The sequence below is a fragment of the Halomarina pelagica genome (assembly GCF_024228315.1).
Taxonomy (GTDB): Archaea; Halobacteriota; Halobacteria; order Halobacteriales; family Haloarculaceae; genus Halomarina; species Halomarina pelagica.
Genome location: NZ_CP100454.1, coordinates 1,833,529 through 1,848,314 on the forward strand (window position 1 = coordinate 1,833,529; position 14,786 = coordinate 1,848,314).

Consider the following 14,786-nt stretch of genomic DNA (forward strand, 5'->3'; position numbering starts at 1 on the left):
GGGCCGTGAGCGGCCGTGAGCGGTTCCACGCTGCACCCCGCTCGACCGAGACGCCGGGACGCCGGGACGATCAGACCGCGATCTCGTCGCCGAGCGCGGGTGCCGAGGCGTCGAACCCGCGCTCGGCCAGTTCGCGGGCGAACCGCTCGCACCGATCGCCGTGGTTGACGAGGATTCGGGCGTCCCGATACGCGCCGAGGAACTCGAGCAGTCCGTCGCGATCCGCGTGCGCGGAGAAGTCGTGCTGTTCTACCTGCGCGCCGACCGGCATCACGCGACCGTCGATCTCGGCGCTCCCGGTCTCCAGCAACTCGCGGCCGGGCGTCCCCTCGACCTGGTAGCCGGTCATGGCGATCTTGTTCGTCGGGTTCGACCGGATCTCGGGGACGTAGGTCATCGCCGGCCCCCCCGAGAGCATCCCGCTGGTGGTGACGATCGCCGCGTTCTGTTCGGCGATGCGCCTCCGCTGGCCGTCGCGGCCGGTGACGAACCGCGCGTGGGACGTCGCCCGCGCGAGCGCGTCGGGATCGCGGACGAACTCGGGGTGCCGCCGGAGCATCTCGGTCACCTGCTGTCCCATCCCGTCTACGTAACACGGGATGTCGTGCGCCTCGCAGACGAGCAGCATCTCCTGGGTCCGTCCGATGGCGAACGCCGGCACCACGACCGTCCCCCCCTCCCAGAGGGTCGTCCGCACGCTCTCGACGAATCGCTCCTCGACGACCGATCGGTCCTCGCGCTCGACGTCCGCGTACGTACTCTCGCAGACGACGACGTCCGCGTCGGGGCGCGCGGTGGTCCCCGAGACGAGGCGCTGTCCACGGACCGGCGTCCCGTCCCGGTCCGTGCGACTCGGGTCGGCGTCGTCGCCCGGGCGATCGTCCACGTGGAAGTCGCCCGTGTAGAGCAGGCGCGTCTCGCCGTCGTCGACCAGGACGTGAGCGCTCCCGGGGATGTGGCCGGCGTTGTAGAACGTCACCTCGTGATCGGCCGTCTCGAACGTCTCCCCGTAGGCGTGGGTCCGCGACACCTCGGTGACCCGCTTGACGTCGTTCTCGGTGAAGGGGCAGTTGTACGATCCGCCCTGGAGCTTCAGCGTGTCGCGGGCGAGCGTGAGTGCGAGTTCCCGGGTCGGCGGCGTCCAGTGGATCGGCGGTCGGGCCTCGCCCGACAGGAGAGCCGGCACGGTCCCGACGTGGTCGAGGTGGCCGTGGCTGACGACGACCGCATCGGGATCGACCGACCCCACCGGAAACCCCGGTGGCGTTCCGGCCTTCATCCCGTAGTCGAGGAGGAGAGCGTCGTTCACGAGGACGGCGCTCCGGCCCACCTCGCGCACGCCACCCAGGAACCGGACGTTCATCACCGGTCGGTAGCCGTTCGGGACGTTTGGGCTCGTCGCTTTCCCGTTAACTTCGACCCCACGAAGGGTCGTCTGAAACGTGCCGACACCCTGGGAAGCACTACCGACTAAGGGCTGCTTCAACCCCACAAGGGTTCGTCTGAAACTAGCGGCTTGAGTCCCTGGTCGGGCTCGTCGAGGACCCTTCAACCCCACAAGGGTTCGTCTGAAACTCCGCAACCGGTGGCGAGTCTTGTTCAACCGGAAGCTTCAACCCCACAAGGGTTCGTCTGAAACCATGCCCGATTCGCGGGCGATACGCTGTCTCCCGCCCGCTGACGCATAACCGTTTCCGTCGACCGCCAATCCCCCCTCCACCCCCCGGGGGTCGACGGATCGGAGAAACGGTTTCCAGGCTCCGCCGCGAGTAGTGTGACATGGCCGACGATCTGGAATTAACCGACGCGGAGCGAGAGGCGCTGCACGAACTCACCCTCGGCATCGAGCACATCTATCGAGGGTACGGGGACCTGCTCGACTGTCACCACCAGGTCGGCAGGGGGATGAACCACCTCCACGAGGCGGAGCGCCTGCTGCGGGGGGCGGGCCACGGCGAGTTCGCGGACGCGCTGCGCGACGACCACCTCCCGTCGGGGGCGATCGAGGACATGTGGACGTACGAACTCGTGGACACGTTCTACGAGAACTTCCTCACGAACCTCGGCTCCTTCGAGGGGCGCGTCCGCGACGACCTCGCCGCCGGCGAGCGCCACATCACCGAACGGGAACAGCAACGCGAGTGGCGCGAACGGGCGAGAGACCGCGGCCAGAACCGGAACCGGAGCGGGAGCGAGAGCGGGAGCAGGACGAAAGGGAGCGAGAGGAGCGAGAGAAGTGAGGGAAGCGAGAGGGACGGGGACGAGGACGGGGACGCCTAGTCGGACTGCGCGTCCTCGACCCGCTCTGCGTGCTCGACTAACTCCGCGGCGAGCGTCCGCGCCTGCTCGGCGGAGAGCGTCACGCGGTCCGCGTGCGCGGGGAGGTGCTCTAGTTGCGTGCCGTCCAGTTCGAGTTCCAGCGTGACGCGGTCGGGGTCCTTCCGGGGCGCGGTGACGTTCAGTACGGCGAACGCCTCCTCCTCGAAGTCGTGGCCCTCGGCGCGGCCGTCGAGGAGGTCGAAGGTGGTGTAGGCGTTCACCCTGAGTAGTCGGTCGGGCATCGCCCGTCGCTACTCGGCAGGGACCAATGTGCCTGTCGGGAGTGACCTATCCGTCGGGCGAGCGGCCGTAGTCGGGGCAGGGCGGAACGGGACGGGGCGGAACGGGACGGGGCGGAACGGGGCGGGGGACCGAAACGAGAGTGACGAACGGGAACGAGCGGCGGCCGCGTTCACGCGCCGTGACCTATCGTCGAGTGAACGTTTTTCAACGATGACGGCGAACGGTGCGGTATGGAGTTCGAAATCGCGGACGGACACAGTTACGCGACGCTCGAGGTCACGATGGACGCCGGCGACCGCCTCGGGATCGATCCCGGGTCGATGGTCGCGCGATCGGAGACGATCCGCTCGGAGACGAACGCGGGCGAGGGCGGTCTCGGGGGGATGCTGAAGCGCGCCGTCTCGGACGAACTCGACGTGCTGACGACGGTGATGGAGGCGGAGGAGGACGGCTCGCGGCTCGTCCTCGCGCCGGACTACCTGGGCGACGTCGCCCGGATCGACCTCGACGGCGAGGGCGTGAAAGTGCAGTCCGGCGGCCTCCTCGCGTGGACCGAGACCGTGGAGCGCGGCACCGCGAGCAACGAGGCGAGCAACTTCTTCTCCTCCGGCGAACTCACCGTCCTCCGACTCGGCGGGACCGGGACGGCGTTCGTCTCGGCGTTCGGCGCGGTGCGCGAGGAGGAAGTCACCGAGGGGGACCCGCTCGTCGTCGACGAGGACCACCTGCTGGCGTGGAGCGAGGGACTGTCCGCGAAGCGGACGAAGGACTCGAGCGTCAAGTCCTCGCTGCTCGGCGGCGAGGGGTTCGTGACGCGGCTCTCCGGCGAGGGGCGCGTCTGGCTCCAGACGCGCGACCCGATGGTGCTCTACGGCGGCGGCAACAACTGAGACAGCGGCGAGGACGGCGACGAGGACGAAGGCGGCGACGATGACGAGGAAGACGGTGAAAGCGGTGAAGACGACGACAGCGCGCCGACGCGTCCCTCAGTCGTCGGCCGGGACCGGCGCGCTGTCCATCGCGTCGTCCTCGGCGTAGGGGTACCACGTCATCTTCGTGTTGTGCATGTAGGGGTCCTCGTAGTCCGTCTCCTCGGGTTCGGCGAGGTCGGCCAGTTCGTCCTCGTCGCGGGCGGCGATGAAGTCGCGGAAGGATTCCCCATCGCGCCGCTCCGCCTCGTAGGTGGCGAGCAGGTTCCGGACGTACCCGGGCACCTCGTCGGCGGCGACGCGCATCTCGACCCACTCGGCGAACTGCGGGTTCTCGCCGAGCCCGCCGCCGAGGCCGATGTCGAACGCCTCGACCGGCTCGCCGTCCTTGCGCGTCTTCATGCCGCGCAGGGAGACGTCGGCGATCTGGGGCTGGGCGCAGGAGGCGGTACAGCCCGAGAGGTGGACGTGGAAGTCCTCCACGCCGTCGGGCACCTCGACGTTGTCGCGCAGCCAGTGGGCGTAGCGGACCATGCGGTTCTTCGTCTCGACGATCGACAGCGAGCAGAACTCCGTCCCCGTGCAGGCGATGGAGCCGCGCATGAACGGGTGGGGGTCGGGACTGTACTCGTCGAGGAGCGGTTCGTCGAGGAAGTCCTCCAGGTCGTCCTCGTCGATGTCCGCGACGATGACGTTCTGGCGCTGGGTCAGCCCGACGAGTTCCGACCCGTACTCGGCGGCGAGGTCGGCGAGCCGAAGGGCGTCCGTCGTGCCCATCCGCCCGACGAGCACCGAGAGGCCGACGAAGTACCGCCCGTCGTTCTGCTCGTGGACGCCGACGTAGTCCCCCGGCGCGTCCGACCGCCCGGCGTTGTAGTCGTACCGGTCGCGCAGGTCCTCGCCCGCGGTGGGGAGTTCGTAGTCGACGTACTCCTCCTGGAGGACGCGGCGGAACTTCTCGGGACCCCACTCGTCCATCAGGAACTTGATGCGGGCGTTGAACCGGTTGTCGCGGTCGCCGTGGTCGCGGAACAGCGCCGAGACGCCCGCCGCGACGTCGTAGATCCGCTCCGGCGTGCAGAACACGTCGATGTCGCGGGCGAAGCGCTCTTCCTTCCGGGCGAGGCCGCCGCCGACGAGGGTGTTGAAGCCCTTCACCTCCTCCCCGTCGATCTCCTTGATCGCGGGTTCGAACGCGAGGTCGTTGATGTCGCCCTGCCCGCTGCCGCGGGTGTCGCCGGTGATCGAGACCTTCCACTTCCGGGGGAGGTTCTCGTGGGCGGGGTTGCCCTTGAACTCCTCGTTCAGCCCCTCGATGAGCGGCCAGACGTCGAGGTGCTCGTCGGCGTCGCGGCCGGCGACGGGGCTGCCGACGATGTTGCGCCACGAGTCGCCGCAGGCCTGGATCGTCGAGAGGCCGTGGGCCTCCAGGCGGTCGAAGATGTCCGGGACGTCCGCGAGTTCGATCCAGTGGAGCTGGATGGACTGACGGGTGGTGTAATCGAGCCACGCGCCCTCCCACTCGGGGTTCTCCGCGGGGCCGCGGGCGTACTCGTCGGCGATCTCGGCGACGACCCGCAGTTGCTCGGGCGTGAGCCGACCGCCCGGCACCCCGACGCGCATCATGAAGTAGCTCTCCTGTCCGTTGCGCTGGTGGTACAACCCCCACCACTTGAAGCGCTCGAACCAGGCGTCCCGTTCGTCCTCGGGGATGGCGTTCCACCCCTCCTCCGCGAAGCGATTGAGGTGCTCGCGGATCTCCGTGCCGTAGACTTCGTCCTTCCAGCCCTCGACCTTGCTCGGCATTTGCGCGTAGAGAGAGGTCCCGGACGTAAACGGGCGTGCCTCGCGTCAAGCCTGGCGGGTGCTTCCGACCCGCGGCAACATTATCCGCTATGCGCGAGGTCGGGGGACGTGTACGCTCTCGGGAACGCCCGACCGGAACGCGCCCGTCGCGGGGTCGACGCGGCCGACCGTGAGCCACCCCGTGACGCCCTGCGCGCCGCAGGCAATGCACTGTCCCGAGAGTCGCGCCTCGACGTCCGGGGGTTCCAGTCCCACCTCGACGAACCCCTCGGCGAGCACGTCCGCGAGTTCACAGCCGCAGAAGTCGTGGTCGGCGAGCCGCCAGAGACCGCCGACGCCGGACACCCGCCGGTCGTCGACGCTCACCCAGGCCCCGTCGTCGAGGAGGTAGACGTCGGTCGTCACGACCGGAGGTTCGGCGCTCGGGACGGTAATCCCAGCGGTGCGGGCAGACGCCGCCGCGTGTCGTCGGATTCGGTGACGATCCGTTCGTTGCGATCGCGTAGCTGTCGGGCGATTCCGTCGCGAGTCGGCGTCACACGTTCCGGCAAAAGCCTCCGCGGTGCGGCAGTACGGGCCAACGTTACAGCCGAGCGCGCCCTTTTGGGTGTCCTGCGCCTACCGGGAATCGATGGTACTGATGGAGTCCCTGGACGACGGTTCTCGCCAGCACGTCTCGGCGGACGTCGCGCCGGAACTCTACGAGGAGAGAGACGATGAGTGAGCCGACAACCGTGACCGACGAGTCGACAGAGGAACCGGACGACGAAGAGGCGGTCGACACCCGCCACCTGGACGACCTCGAGGACGGCTGCGGCTGCACCGAGGTGTGGGAGCACCTCTCCGAACAGCGCGGTACGTAGCGCACAACCCCGAGACGCTTTTCCTGTCGCCCCCCGTGCGTTCCCTCAATGAGTGACCCGGACGAGCCACCCGCCGATCGCGAATCGCCGGTGGGCCAGCCCGTCATCAGAGGCGACCCGACGCTCACCGGCGAGCGGGCGCGGCGGGCCGTCCAGTTCGATCCGAGCGACCCCGAGAGCGTCGCCGAGGCCGCCGACACGGTCCGGCGCTTCGCCAGGAACTCCGCCGGGGCGGAGGACAACGTCTACGTGCTGCGCGGCGCGGCCGCCTGCGCCGCGCTCGTCCGCGGCGAGGGGTCGTACAAGGCGGCCGCCGAGCGGGCGGGCGACGGCGTCACCGTCTCGTTCATCCGGAAGTGGGCGCGCGTCCACGACCTGCCGCGCGCGGTGCGCCGCTACGTCGCGACGGGGCGCATCGCCCCCACCGCCGCGAAGCACATCGCCCGCGTCCACGGCGAGGCGCGCTACCAGCTCGCGTGGGCGATCCTCGACCACGGCCTGACGGTGCGCGAGGTGCGCGCCGTCGCGAGCGCCATCAACGACGGCACCGACGTCGAGACCGCACTCGAGGCGGTCGACGCCGGCCTGGGCGAGATAACGCTCTCGCTCGATCCGGAGACGTATCGCGACCTGCGCCGACGCGCCGCCCTCGACGACAGCGAACCGGAGGACGTAGTCGCAGAGGCACTCGGGGCGCTCGACTCGCTCGACTCGCTCGATTCGTTCGCGGCGGCCGCGGCGCGCGACGACGGCCCCCGTCGGTCGAAGTGACTCGCGACGGGTCGTCGGAGCCGCGGTGACGCGGTCACGCCGATCGGGACAGGTACGTCTCCGCCGCGCGCTTCAGCACCGCGCCCGCGGTCAGCACCTCCGACCAGTCGATCGTCTCGTCGGGGAAGTGCGCCTGCTCGACGGTCCCGGGACCGAACAGGACGGCGGGGATCCCGGCCTCCACGTAGTGGCGCGCGTCCGCTCCGTACGTGACGCCGGTCGGTTCGGCGTCCGAGAGGCCCTCGCGCTCCATCGCCGCGACGACCGCCCCCACGATCGGCTCGTCGGGGTCGATCTCGCTCGCCTCGAACTGGACGGAGAAGCGCTCCAGCCGGAGGTGGTCGGCCAGCCACGGGTCGTCCTCGGCCAGCGTCTCGAGGCGGTCGCGCAGTTCGGCCTCGACGTCGTCGACGGTCTCGCCCGGGGCGACGCCGACGCGGACCTCCGCGTCGAGTTCCGCCGGCACCGTCGAGGCCCACCGGCCGGCGCGGACGGTGCCGACGACGACCGGCCACGGGACGGGGAAGTCCTCGTACAGCGGGTGGGTGACGCGCTCTGCTCGCTCCGCCTCGAAGTCGACCAGCGCCCGCCGGACGGACTCGAAGTGCGGGAGGACGGACTCGCCGCGCCAGCTCGAGGCGGCGTGCGCGGACCGCCCCTCGACGTGGAGGCGCACCATGAGGCTCCCCTCGGTGGCGACGACGGGCCGCAGCCGGGTCGGTTCGGCGACGATCGCGGCATCGCGCTCGAACGGGTAGGGGTTGTCCAGGGCGGCCGCCGCCGCGCCGATGCCCCCCTCCTCCTCGCCCGCGACCGCGTCGACGACGAGTCGGCCGTTCACGTCGCCCGCGTCCTCCCCGTTCTCTCCTCCCTCCTCGACCTCGTCGGCGAGCGCGCGGGCGGCGTAGACGCAGGCGGCCAGCCCCGACTTCATGTCGGCCGCGCCGCGCGCGGTGAGGCGATCGCCGTCCCAGGACGGCGCGAAGGGGTCGCTCGACCACTCGCCCTCGGCCGGCACGACGTCCACGTGCCCGTTGAACACGAGCGTCGGGCCGGCGTCGGGATCGCCGAGTTCGAGGACGCCGCCGACGGAGGGGCGGTCCGTCACGTCGATCGCCCCGGGGTCGTCGGGGAACGACGGGTGTGCGGCGAGGCGATCGGCGTCGGCGGTCCACTCGTAGGTCTCGAAGCCGAGTTCGTCGAGGTGTTCTCGGACGAAGCCCTGGATGGGGGCTTCGTCGCCGGTGATCGAGTCGAAGGAGACGAGGCGCTCGACGAACGCCCGGAGGTCGTCGTCGTAGCGGGACGCGAACGAGTTCACGAGGCGGGGTTACCCCGGTGGGGGTAAGAGGTTTCCCAGTCGCACCGATCGTAACGGTTTAGCGACGTGGGGAGGAATCTCTGAGTACGGGCTGATAGCTCAGTTAGGCAGAGCGTCTGGCTTTTAACCAGACGGCCGGGGGTTCAAATCCCTCTCAGCCCGTCACCTTCTCGTGCGAGCACTGCGAGCACGTGAAGTGACGACGCTGACGGGATTTGGATCAGGGAGCGAAACGAGCGGCAGTGAGTGGAGCGACCGTGGTTCAAATCCCTCTCAGCCCGCTTTCTCGCGACGAACGGACGTGAGGAGCGTAGAAAGCGCACTTGAAGGGATTTGAATCAGGGAGCGAGCGTGAGCGAGCGACCGTGGTTCAAATCCCTCGCGATCTATCGATTTTCCGGGAAGCGTCGGGGAGAAGCGAGCGCCAGTGACCGACGCGGCACTCGTCGAAAGGGAGCCGTCGAGCGAAGGGGGAGGTGAGTGGATCGGTGGCGGTTCAGCCGCGGTGGGGCATGTACGCCAGGCCCAGGAGGAGGAAGGCAGAGAGCCAGCTGATGATGCTCACGGCCCAGAGACCGCTGATGCGCTCGTGGAAGAACTCCTGTTGGGCGACCTCCTGCTGGTACGCCTTGCGCTCCTGGGAGAGCACGACCGTCTTGTTGTTCGGGTTGTCGCTCGGGAAGTGGACGACGTACGTCTCGTTGTTCGCGAGCGTGACGTTCTCACCCTCCGCGATGTCGGTGGAGACGACCACGTCGCCGCGCCAGACGAGCGTCGCGCCGCTCTCGGTGATGTTCTTCAGCGTGACCGTGGTGTTGTTGTACGGGAAGCGATCCCCGGGCTGGAACGTCTGCTGGGGGGCCGGACTGAGGTACTCCTGCAGCGGGACGAGCGTGTTGTTGTCGAGGTACCGGACGTACGTCTGACCGCCCGTCTCGACCGTCTCGTTTGCGACCGCCGTGTCGTTCGCGAGGATGGCCGACACGTTGCGCTGCTGGGTGAAGACGAGGGTGTTCGGCATCGCGCTGGTGTTGTTGCCCCCCGTGCCGTTCGTCGCGTTGGTCGCGTTCCCCGCCTGCGCGCCCGACGCGGCGGAAGCGTTCGTTCCGTTCGTCGCGTTGCCGGACGTGGCGTTACCGCCAGTCGCGTTCCCGGCCGTCGTGTTGTTCGTCGCCCCGGCGGTGGTGTTCCCGCCGGCGGAGGCGTTCGTCCCGTTCGTCGCGTTGCCGGACGTGGCGTTTCCACCCGTCTCGTTTCCGGCCGACGTGGGCGCGGTGGCCGGATCGGGGGCCATGCCGATCGTGACGAGGTACGACGAGTTGTTGAACTGGACGGTCGTGTTGTTCTCGAGCGTCTCCGACTGGAGCGCGTCGTTCTTGGTGTAGACGAGGGTGCCGGACCAGGTCGGCTCGCCGCCGCCACCGCCGCCGTGGCCGCCGCCGCTACTGGAGGCCTCCTCCAGGCTGACTTCCGAGAGGTTGTACTCCTGCCCGTCGATCGTGAAGTTATTGCCGGGCTGGTACGCCTGTCCCTTCACCTCGATCTCCGGCTCCTGCGCCACCGTGATGACGGAGTAGGCGCTCGCGCCGATGACGAGGAAGAAGACGAACAGAACCGCGGCCGCTCGACGTTGCATACAGGAGCCGACGGAATCCCCGCGTATAACGATTACTTTCCCGTGGCGAACGGACGATCCACACGACGGACCAGGGGCGATCGGCGGCGGAGACGGTCGTAGATGCCCCGTCCCCGTGAGAACGTCGCCAACACCGCCGGAATCACCGATCCGCGGTGCCTCTCAGTATCCGAGCGCCTCGCGGACGAGCACGAGGGTCGTCCGTCCCGCCTCGAGTTCGCGGCGGTAGACGAGTTGCTTGGCGATGGCGCTCCCCACGCCGTAGGCGTCCTGCGCGCGGGCGTCCTCGAGCGGGTAGGCGACGTCCTCCAGACGGTCGAACGCCGCGTCGAGGTCGGGGACGATCTTGTTCGCGCCGCTGACCAGCACGAGGTTCGCCGCGGCGAAGGGGTACGCCCCGATGCGGCTACCCGAGGCGTCGGCGGCGACGAGTTCGCCGGTCCGCGCGATGGCGTTGACGCTCCCGAGGAAGTAGTCCGCCGTCTGCGCCCGGCGGCGCGCGGCGGCCCGCTCCCCCTCGTCCTCGACGGCGAACACCTGCGCGTGGAGGTCCTCCCAGTCGTGGTCGCCCGCGGCGAGGTAATCCGTGAAGCCGATCTCCTCCAGCGTCGTCGAGTGCCCGTGCATCACGGAGACTCCCGCCGGGAGCAGATCGACGACGGCGTCGAGCGCCTCGTCGCCGGAATCCACGACGACGACATCGAATCCGCGCGCTTCGAGGTTCTCGACCGCCTCGGCCAGTTCGTCGTCGGTCGGGAGGTCGTCGAGCGATTCGTCGATCGCGACGTCTTCGTAGTCTTCTTTGGTCTGCGACATGGTGTATCCAGGTCTGCGTGGGCGCGCGAGAGCGTCGCCACTCACCGCTACCGAACGCGGACGAGGCGACGGCGAGGCGCGCCGTCGACGGACGTGCGGACGGAACCCGCATAAGTGCTCGCGGACGCCGACGTCAGCAGGTGACGCGACCGTTACCGGCGAGACTCCTCGCTTCGAATGGAGTTAGCACTGATCGTTGCTACACGGAGTACAAAAGTTACATTCTCGTGCGATCTTCACGTCCGGCCGGTCGAAAGAGAGCCAAGGGCCGGATTTGAACCGGAGGAACTCGTTACACTCGTTCCAGGGTTCAACCCCTCGTATGGTGCACAGATCCCGAACCGCTGTTCGGGATCAGAAGAAGCCAAGGGCCGGATTTGAACCGGCGTGATCACGCTCTGCAGGCGTGTGCGTAAGGCCAGACTCTGCCACCTTGGCACGCAGACGTCTCTACCGGGAGGACGTGAATAAGCGTAGCGGTCTGGAGCGACCGCTCACGGGAAGTCGAATATAGGGTATGAATGGAAAGGCGGCGAACCACCAGTTGCGGGCGTCGACAGTCCGCTCACCGATTCCACCGGGACGAACCCTGCGTGTACTACGGTTCACGGACCTCGGCCCGTACTTGGAGCCTCTTGCGAGACAGTTTTCCCAGAGGCTCTCGCACTCCAGTACTCGCTGGAACGCAGGCGGGCTTATCTTCCGTGTTCGGGATGGGTACGGGAGTTGCCCCGCCGCTATGGCCGCCTTAACGCCGATTCGTGGAATCGAACCACGCTAAGGACCACTATCGGTCAGATGTACGTGCGATCCAGTTAACGCCTGGACCCGTTCACGGGACCAGTGCGATGAATGTGTGGCTTCGACCTGTTAGTTCTCGCGGGCTGAACACCTCGTTACCTCGGTGCGTACACCCCGAGTCTATCGAACTCGTCTTCTACGAGTGGTCTCGGCGGTACCTCTTTTCCATGCGGGTTTCGAGCTTAGATGCGTTCAGCTCTTACCCCTCGTCGCGTAGCTGCCCGGCACGTGCCCTCTCGGACAACCGGTACACCAGTGGCGACCATTCGTAGTTCCTCTCGTACTATACGAACGTTCACGTCAGGTACCATACACCCCCAATAGATAGCAGCCGACCTGTCTCACGACGGTCTAAACCCAGCTCACGACCTCCTTTAATAGGCGAACAACCTCACCCTTGCCCGATGCTGCCCGGGCAGGATGGAGGGAACCGACATCGAGGTAGCAAGCCACCGGGTCGATATGTGCTCTTGCCGGTGACGACTCTGTTATCCCTAAGGTAGCTTTTCTGTCATCTATGGCCCGCATCGGGCGGGCTCATAGGTTCGCTAGACCACGCTTTCGCGTCAGCGTCCCTCGTTAGGCAGGACACTGTCAGGCCATCTTATGCTCTTGCACTCTTCTCCGGATTTCTGACCCGGATGAGATGGCCATAGGGCGCGCTCGATATCTTTTCGAGCGCGTACCGCCCCAGTCAAACTGCCCGGCTATCGGTGTCCTCCTCCCGGAGTGAGGGTCACAGTCACTAACGGGTAGTATTTCACTGATGCCTCGGTGGCCCGCTAGCGCGGGTACCTGTGTAACGGCTCCTACCTATGCTGCACATTAGCGACCATGTCCCAGCGACAGCCTGCAGTAAAGCTCTATAGGGTCTTCGCTTCCCCTTGGGGGTCTCCAGACTCCGCACTGGAACGTACAGTTCACCGGGCCCAACGTTGGGACAGTGACGCTCTCGTTGATCCATTCATGCAAGCCGCTACTGAAGCGGCAAGGTACTACGCTACCTTAAGAGGGTCATAGTTACCCCCGCCGTTGACGGGTCCTTCGTCCCATTGTACTGGGTGTTCAGATACCCGCACTGGGCAGGATTCAGTGACCGTACGAGTCCTTACGGATTTGCGGTCACCTATGTTGTTACTAGACAGTCGGAGCGTCCTGGTCTCTGCGACCTGCCCCTTTCCGGGGCAGGCATCCCTTATCGCGAACTTACGGGACCAATTTGCCGAATTCCCTAACGTCGGTTGCTCCCGACAGGCCTTGGCTTTCTCCGCCATGGACACCTGTGTCGGTTCTTGGTACGAGCACCGTACTTGCCTTTTCACGGGCTCTAGGTTGACCTGAGTTTCCCTGTCCCGCCGTTCACCCGCTTCGTGCCATTACGGCTTCCACGGGCTTTGACGGTTCGACCGGGCGAGAGCCCGGCTCAGGTGACCCCAAAGCGTCGGCGTTCGATGTACGGTGGCACTGGAATATTAACCAGTTTCCCTTTTGTGCTGCTCGAATTACGACAGCACTTAGGATCGGCTAACCCTCAGCTGACAAACATTGCTGAGGAACCCTTGTCCGTTCGGCCGTCGGGATTCTAACCCGACTATCGCTGCTACTATGGCCAGGATTTTCGTCACCGGTCGGTCCACACGAACTCTCGCCCGTGCTTCCACCCGACCGGAGCGCCAACCTACGGGAACACGCTGTGAGGCGTGCCGCCGGGTCTCGGTGGTGGACTTGAGCCCCGATCATTTTGGGCGCCCCGAACCTCGGCCGGTAAGCTGTTACGCTTTTCTTAGAGGGTAGCTGCTTCTAAGCTCACCTCCCGGCTGTCTAGGGCTCGGGACCACCTTTAAATCGCACTTAGTCCACACTTGGGGACCTTAACCCAGCTCTGGGTTGTCTCCCTCACGGTGCACAAGCTTACCCCGCACACCGGACTCCCTGCGTCCACGGCGTTCGTAGGTTCGGAGTTTGACAGGGGCGCCGACTCCTCTCGGAGGCGGACACCCCAATCGGTCGCTCTACCCCACGAACTACCTCGGCAGAGGTCATGCTTCGACATGTTTCGGTTGGAACCAGCTGTTACCGAGCTCGATGGGCCTTTCACCCCTACACGCGGGTCACGGGAGGGTATTGTAGGACACCAACCCTAACGGGCCTCCACATGGCTTTCGCCATGCTTCGCCCTGCCCTCGTGTAGATCGCTCGGATTCGGGTCGTGCCCGTTTGACTCCCCGCGCTTGAACACGGCGGCCCTGGCATCGAAGATGCTGCGGCCCTGTCGGTTTCCCTACGCCTCCCCCGATACTCGGGTTAGACTCGTCAAACAGGCACACTCCCTGGCTCGTTTTTCAAAACGCACGACGGAACACCGGCTCCGGCTGCTTCCTACTGCGGGGTCGCCCCCGGGTCGTTTCGCAGACGGCCTTTCGTGCCCCGTCGCTCCATCGCCACGTGATTTCAGGCCCTATTGCACCTCCCTTTTCGGGGTGCTTTTCAGCGTTCGCTCACGCTACTTGTTCGCTATCGGTCTCAAGTTGTGTTTAGTCTTGGCAGTCGATGCCTGCCAGGTTCGCGAGGGATTTCCAACCCCCGCTACTCGGGAACAGACCCACGACCGCACGTCTGCGATACGGGGTTGTCACCCTGTATCACGCTCCATTCCAGAAGACTTCTCGCAGACGGTTGGCCGATTACGGTCTGTCCGAACACCACATTGCCAACGAGGTCGAAGACCTCGCAGGCTTCGGTTTGGACTACGTCGCGTTCACTCGCCGTTACTAACGACATCCCATTCGGTTTCTTTTCCTGTCCGTACTGAGATGTTTCAGTTCCGGACGTTCCCCATTGCGCAAGGCAATTGCTGTGGAGATTCCCATTCGGAGATCCTGAGTTCTTCGCCTCCGTGCGGCTCCCTCAGGCTTATCGCAGCTTGGCACGTCCTTCGTCGGCACTTGAGCCGAGCCATTCACCACGTGGCACAGTAGCCACGAATGATATTGATTGCTCTGGACCTCGATGAACGGGTCCAGTGAGCGCCTGGATCGCACGTACACACGGTCTTCATCTGCGCGCCCGCTGGTGACGGGCGGCATCGACCCTTCCCATCCTCGTTTACACGGGATGGTGCATCTGTCTTCATCGGAACGAGCGCCGGATGCCACTTAAGGAACCCGGTTTCGTCCCGCGAATATGGACCCACTGGGATTCGAACCCAGGGCATCCTCCTTGCAAAGGAGGCACTCTCCCACTGAGCTATGGGCCCTACCTGTTAGCCTCGGTAGTTCTGA

Annotated in this window: 11 protein-coding genes, 3 tRNA genes and 2 rRNA genes; 5 read left to right on the forward strand and 11 right to left on the reverse strand. The window is 66.4% G+C overall.

The window, feature by feature from the left end; genetic code table 11:
- Positions 1-70: 70 nt before the first annotated feature.
- On the reverse strand, positions 71-1,363 hold the full coding sequence (locus NKI68_RS09535; RefSeq protein WP_254542827.1) for an MBL fold metallo-hydrolase: 1,293 nt from the start codon (positions 1,361-1,363) through the stop codon (positions 71-73).
- 416 nt (positions 1,364-1,779) lie between these two features.
- Here NKI68_RS09535 and NKI68_RS09540 point away from each other — a divergent pair, with 416 nt between their 5' ends.
- Entirely contained in the window at positions 1,780-2,280 is a 501-nt protein-coding gene (locus NKI68_RS09540) for a hypothetical protein (RefSeq protein ID WP_368410819.1), read from the forward strand.
- On the opposite strand, the gene NKI68_RS09545 is transcribed toward NKI68_RS09540, so the two are convergent.
- On the reverse strand, positions 2,277-2,561 hold the full coding sequence (locus tag NKI68_RS09545) for a DUF6360 family protein (RefSeq protein ID WP_254542828.1): 285 nt from the start codon (positions 2,559-2,561) through the stop codon (positions 2,277-2,279). The two genes, NKI68_RS09540 and NKI68_RS09545, sit on opposite strands and share 4 nt — an antisense overlap.
- Positions 2,562-2,792: 231 nt before the next feature.
- Between NKI68_RS09545 and NKI68_RS09550 the strand changes: the two genes are divergently transcribed.
- Complete coding sequence (locus NKI68_RS09550) at positions 2,793-3,452, forward strand: TIGR00266 family protein (protein WP_254542829.1); 660 nt, start codon at positions 2,793-2,795, stop codon at positions 3,450-3,452.
- Between the two features lie 96 nt (positions 3,453-3,548).
- On the opposite strand, the gene NKI68_RS09555 is transcribed toward NKI68_RS09550, so the two are convergent.
- Positions 3,549-5,297, reverse strand: coding sequence for a nitrite/sulfite reductase (locus NKI68_RS09555; protein WP_254542830.1), 1,749 nt, complete (start codon positions 5,295-5,297; stop codon positions 3,549-3,551).
- A gap of 87 nt (positions 5,298-5,384) precedes the next feature.
- The gene (locus NKI68_RS09560) at positions 5,385-5,702 is read right to left on the reverse strand and encodes a DUF8134 family protein (RefSeq protein ID WP_254542831.1); all 318 of its coding nucleotides are present in this window, start codon (positions 5,700-5,702) and stop codon (positions 5,385-5,387) included.
- Between the two features lie 311 nt (positions 5,703-6,013).
- Here NKI68_RS09560 and NKI68_RS09565 point away from each other — a divergent pair, with 311 nt between their 5' ends.
- A complete protein-coding gene (locus NKI68_RS09565; RefSeq protein ID WP_254542832.1) occupies positions 6,014-6,160 on the forward strand; it encodes a DUF8595 family protein in 147 nt (48 codons plus the stop codon).
- A 48-nt stretch (positions 6,161-6,208) separates the two neighbouring features.
- Entirely contained in the window at positions 6,209-6,931 is a 723-nt protein-coding gene (locus tag NKI68_RS09570; RefSeq protein ID WP_254542833.1) for a DUF7119 family protein, read from the forward strand.
- A 34-nt stretch (positions 6,932-6,965) separates the two neighbouring features.
- Here NKI68_RS09570 and NKI68_RS09575 read toward each other — a convergent pair whose 3' ends face one another.
- Complete coding sequence (locus tag NKI68_RS09575; protein ID WP_254542834.1) at positions 6,966-8,252, reverse strand: M20 family metallopeptidase; 1,287 nt, start codon at positions 8,250-8,252, stop codon at positions 6,966-6,968.
- An 88-nt stretch (positions 8,253-8,340) separates the two neighbouring features.
- Here NKI68_RS09575 and NKI68_RS09580 point away from each other — a divergent pair.
- Positions 8,341-8,414 (forward strand) — tRNA-Lys (locus NKI68_RS09580).
- A gap of 334 nt (positions 8,415-8,748) precedes the next feature.
- On the opposite strand, the gene NKI68_RS09585 is transcribed toward NKI68_RS09580, so the two are convergent.
- The 6 genes from NKI68_RS09585 to NKI68_RS09610 all read right to left on the reverse strand — a co-directional run bounded on the left by NKI68_RS09585 (position 8,749) and on the right by NKI68_RS09610 (position 14,761).
- Positions 8,749-9,888, reverse strand: coding sequence for a DUF8231 family protein (locus NKI68_RS09585; protein ID WP_254542835.1), 1,140 nt, complete (start codon positions 9,886-9,888; stop codon positions 8,749-8,751).
- Between the two features lie 162 nt (positions 9,889-10,050).
- Positions 10,051-10,704 carry a lactate utilization protein gene (locus NKI68_RS09590; protein ID WP_254542836.1) on the reverse strand — a complete coding sequence of 218 codons (654 nt, stop codon included), beginning with the start codon at positions 10,702-10,704 and terminating at the stop codon, positions 10,051-10,053.
- 362 nt (positions 10,705-11,066) lie between these two features.
- A tRNA-Cys gene (locus NKI68_RS09595) sits at positions 11,067-11,142 on the reverse strand.
- Positions 11,143-11,336: 194 nt separating this feature from the next.
- A 5S ribosomal RNA gene (rrf, locus tag NKI68_RS09600) occupies positions 11,337-11,455 on the reverse strand.
- A 100-nt stretch (positions 11,456-11,555) separates the two neighbouring features.
- A 23S ribosomal RNA gene (locus NKI68_RS09605) occupies positions 11,556-14,492 on the reverse strand.
- A gap of 197 nt (positions 14,493-14,689) precedes the next feature.
- Positions 14,690-14,761 (reverse strand) — tRNA-Ala (locus NKI68_RS09610).
- Positions 14,762-14,786 lie beyond the last annotated feature (25 nt).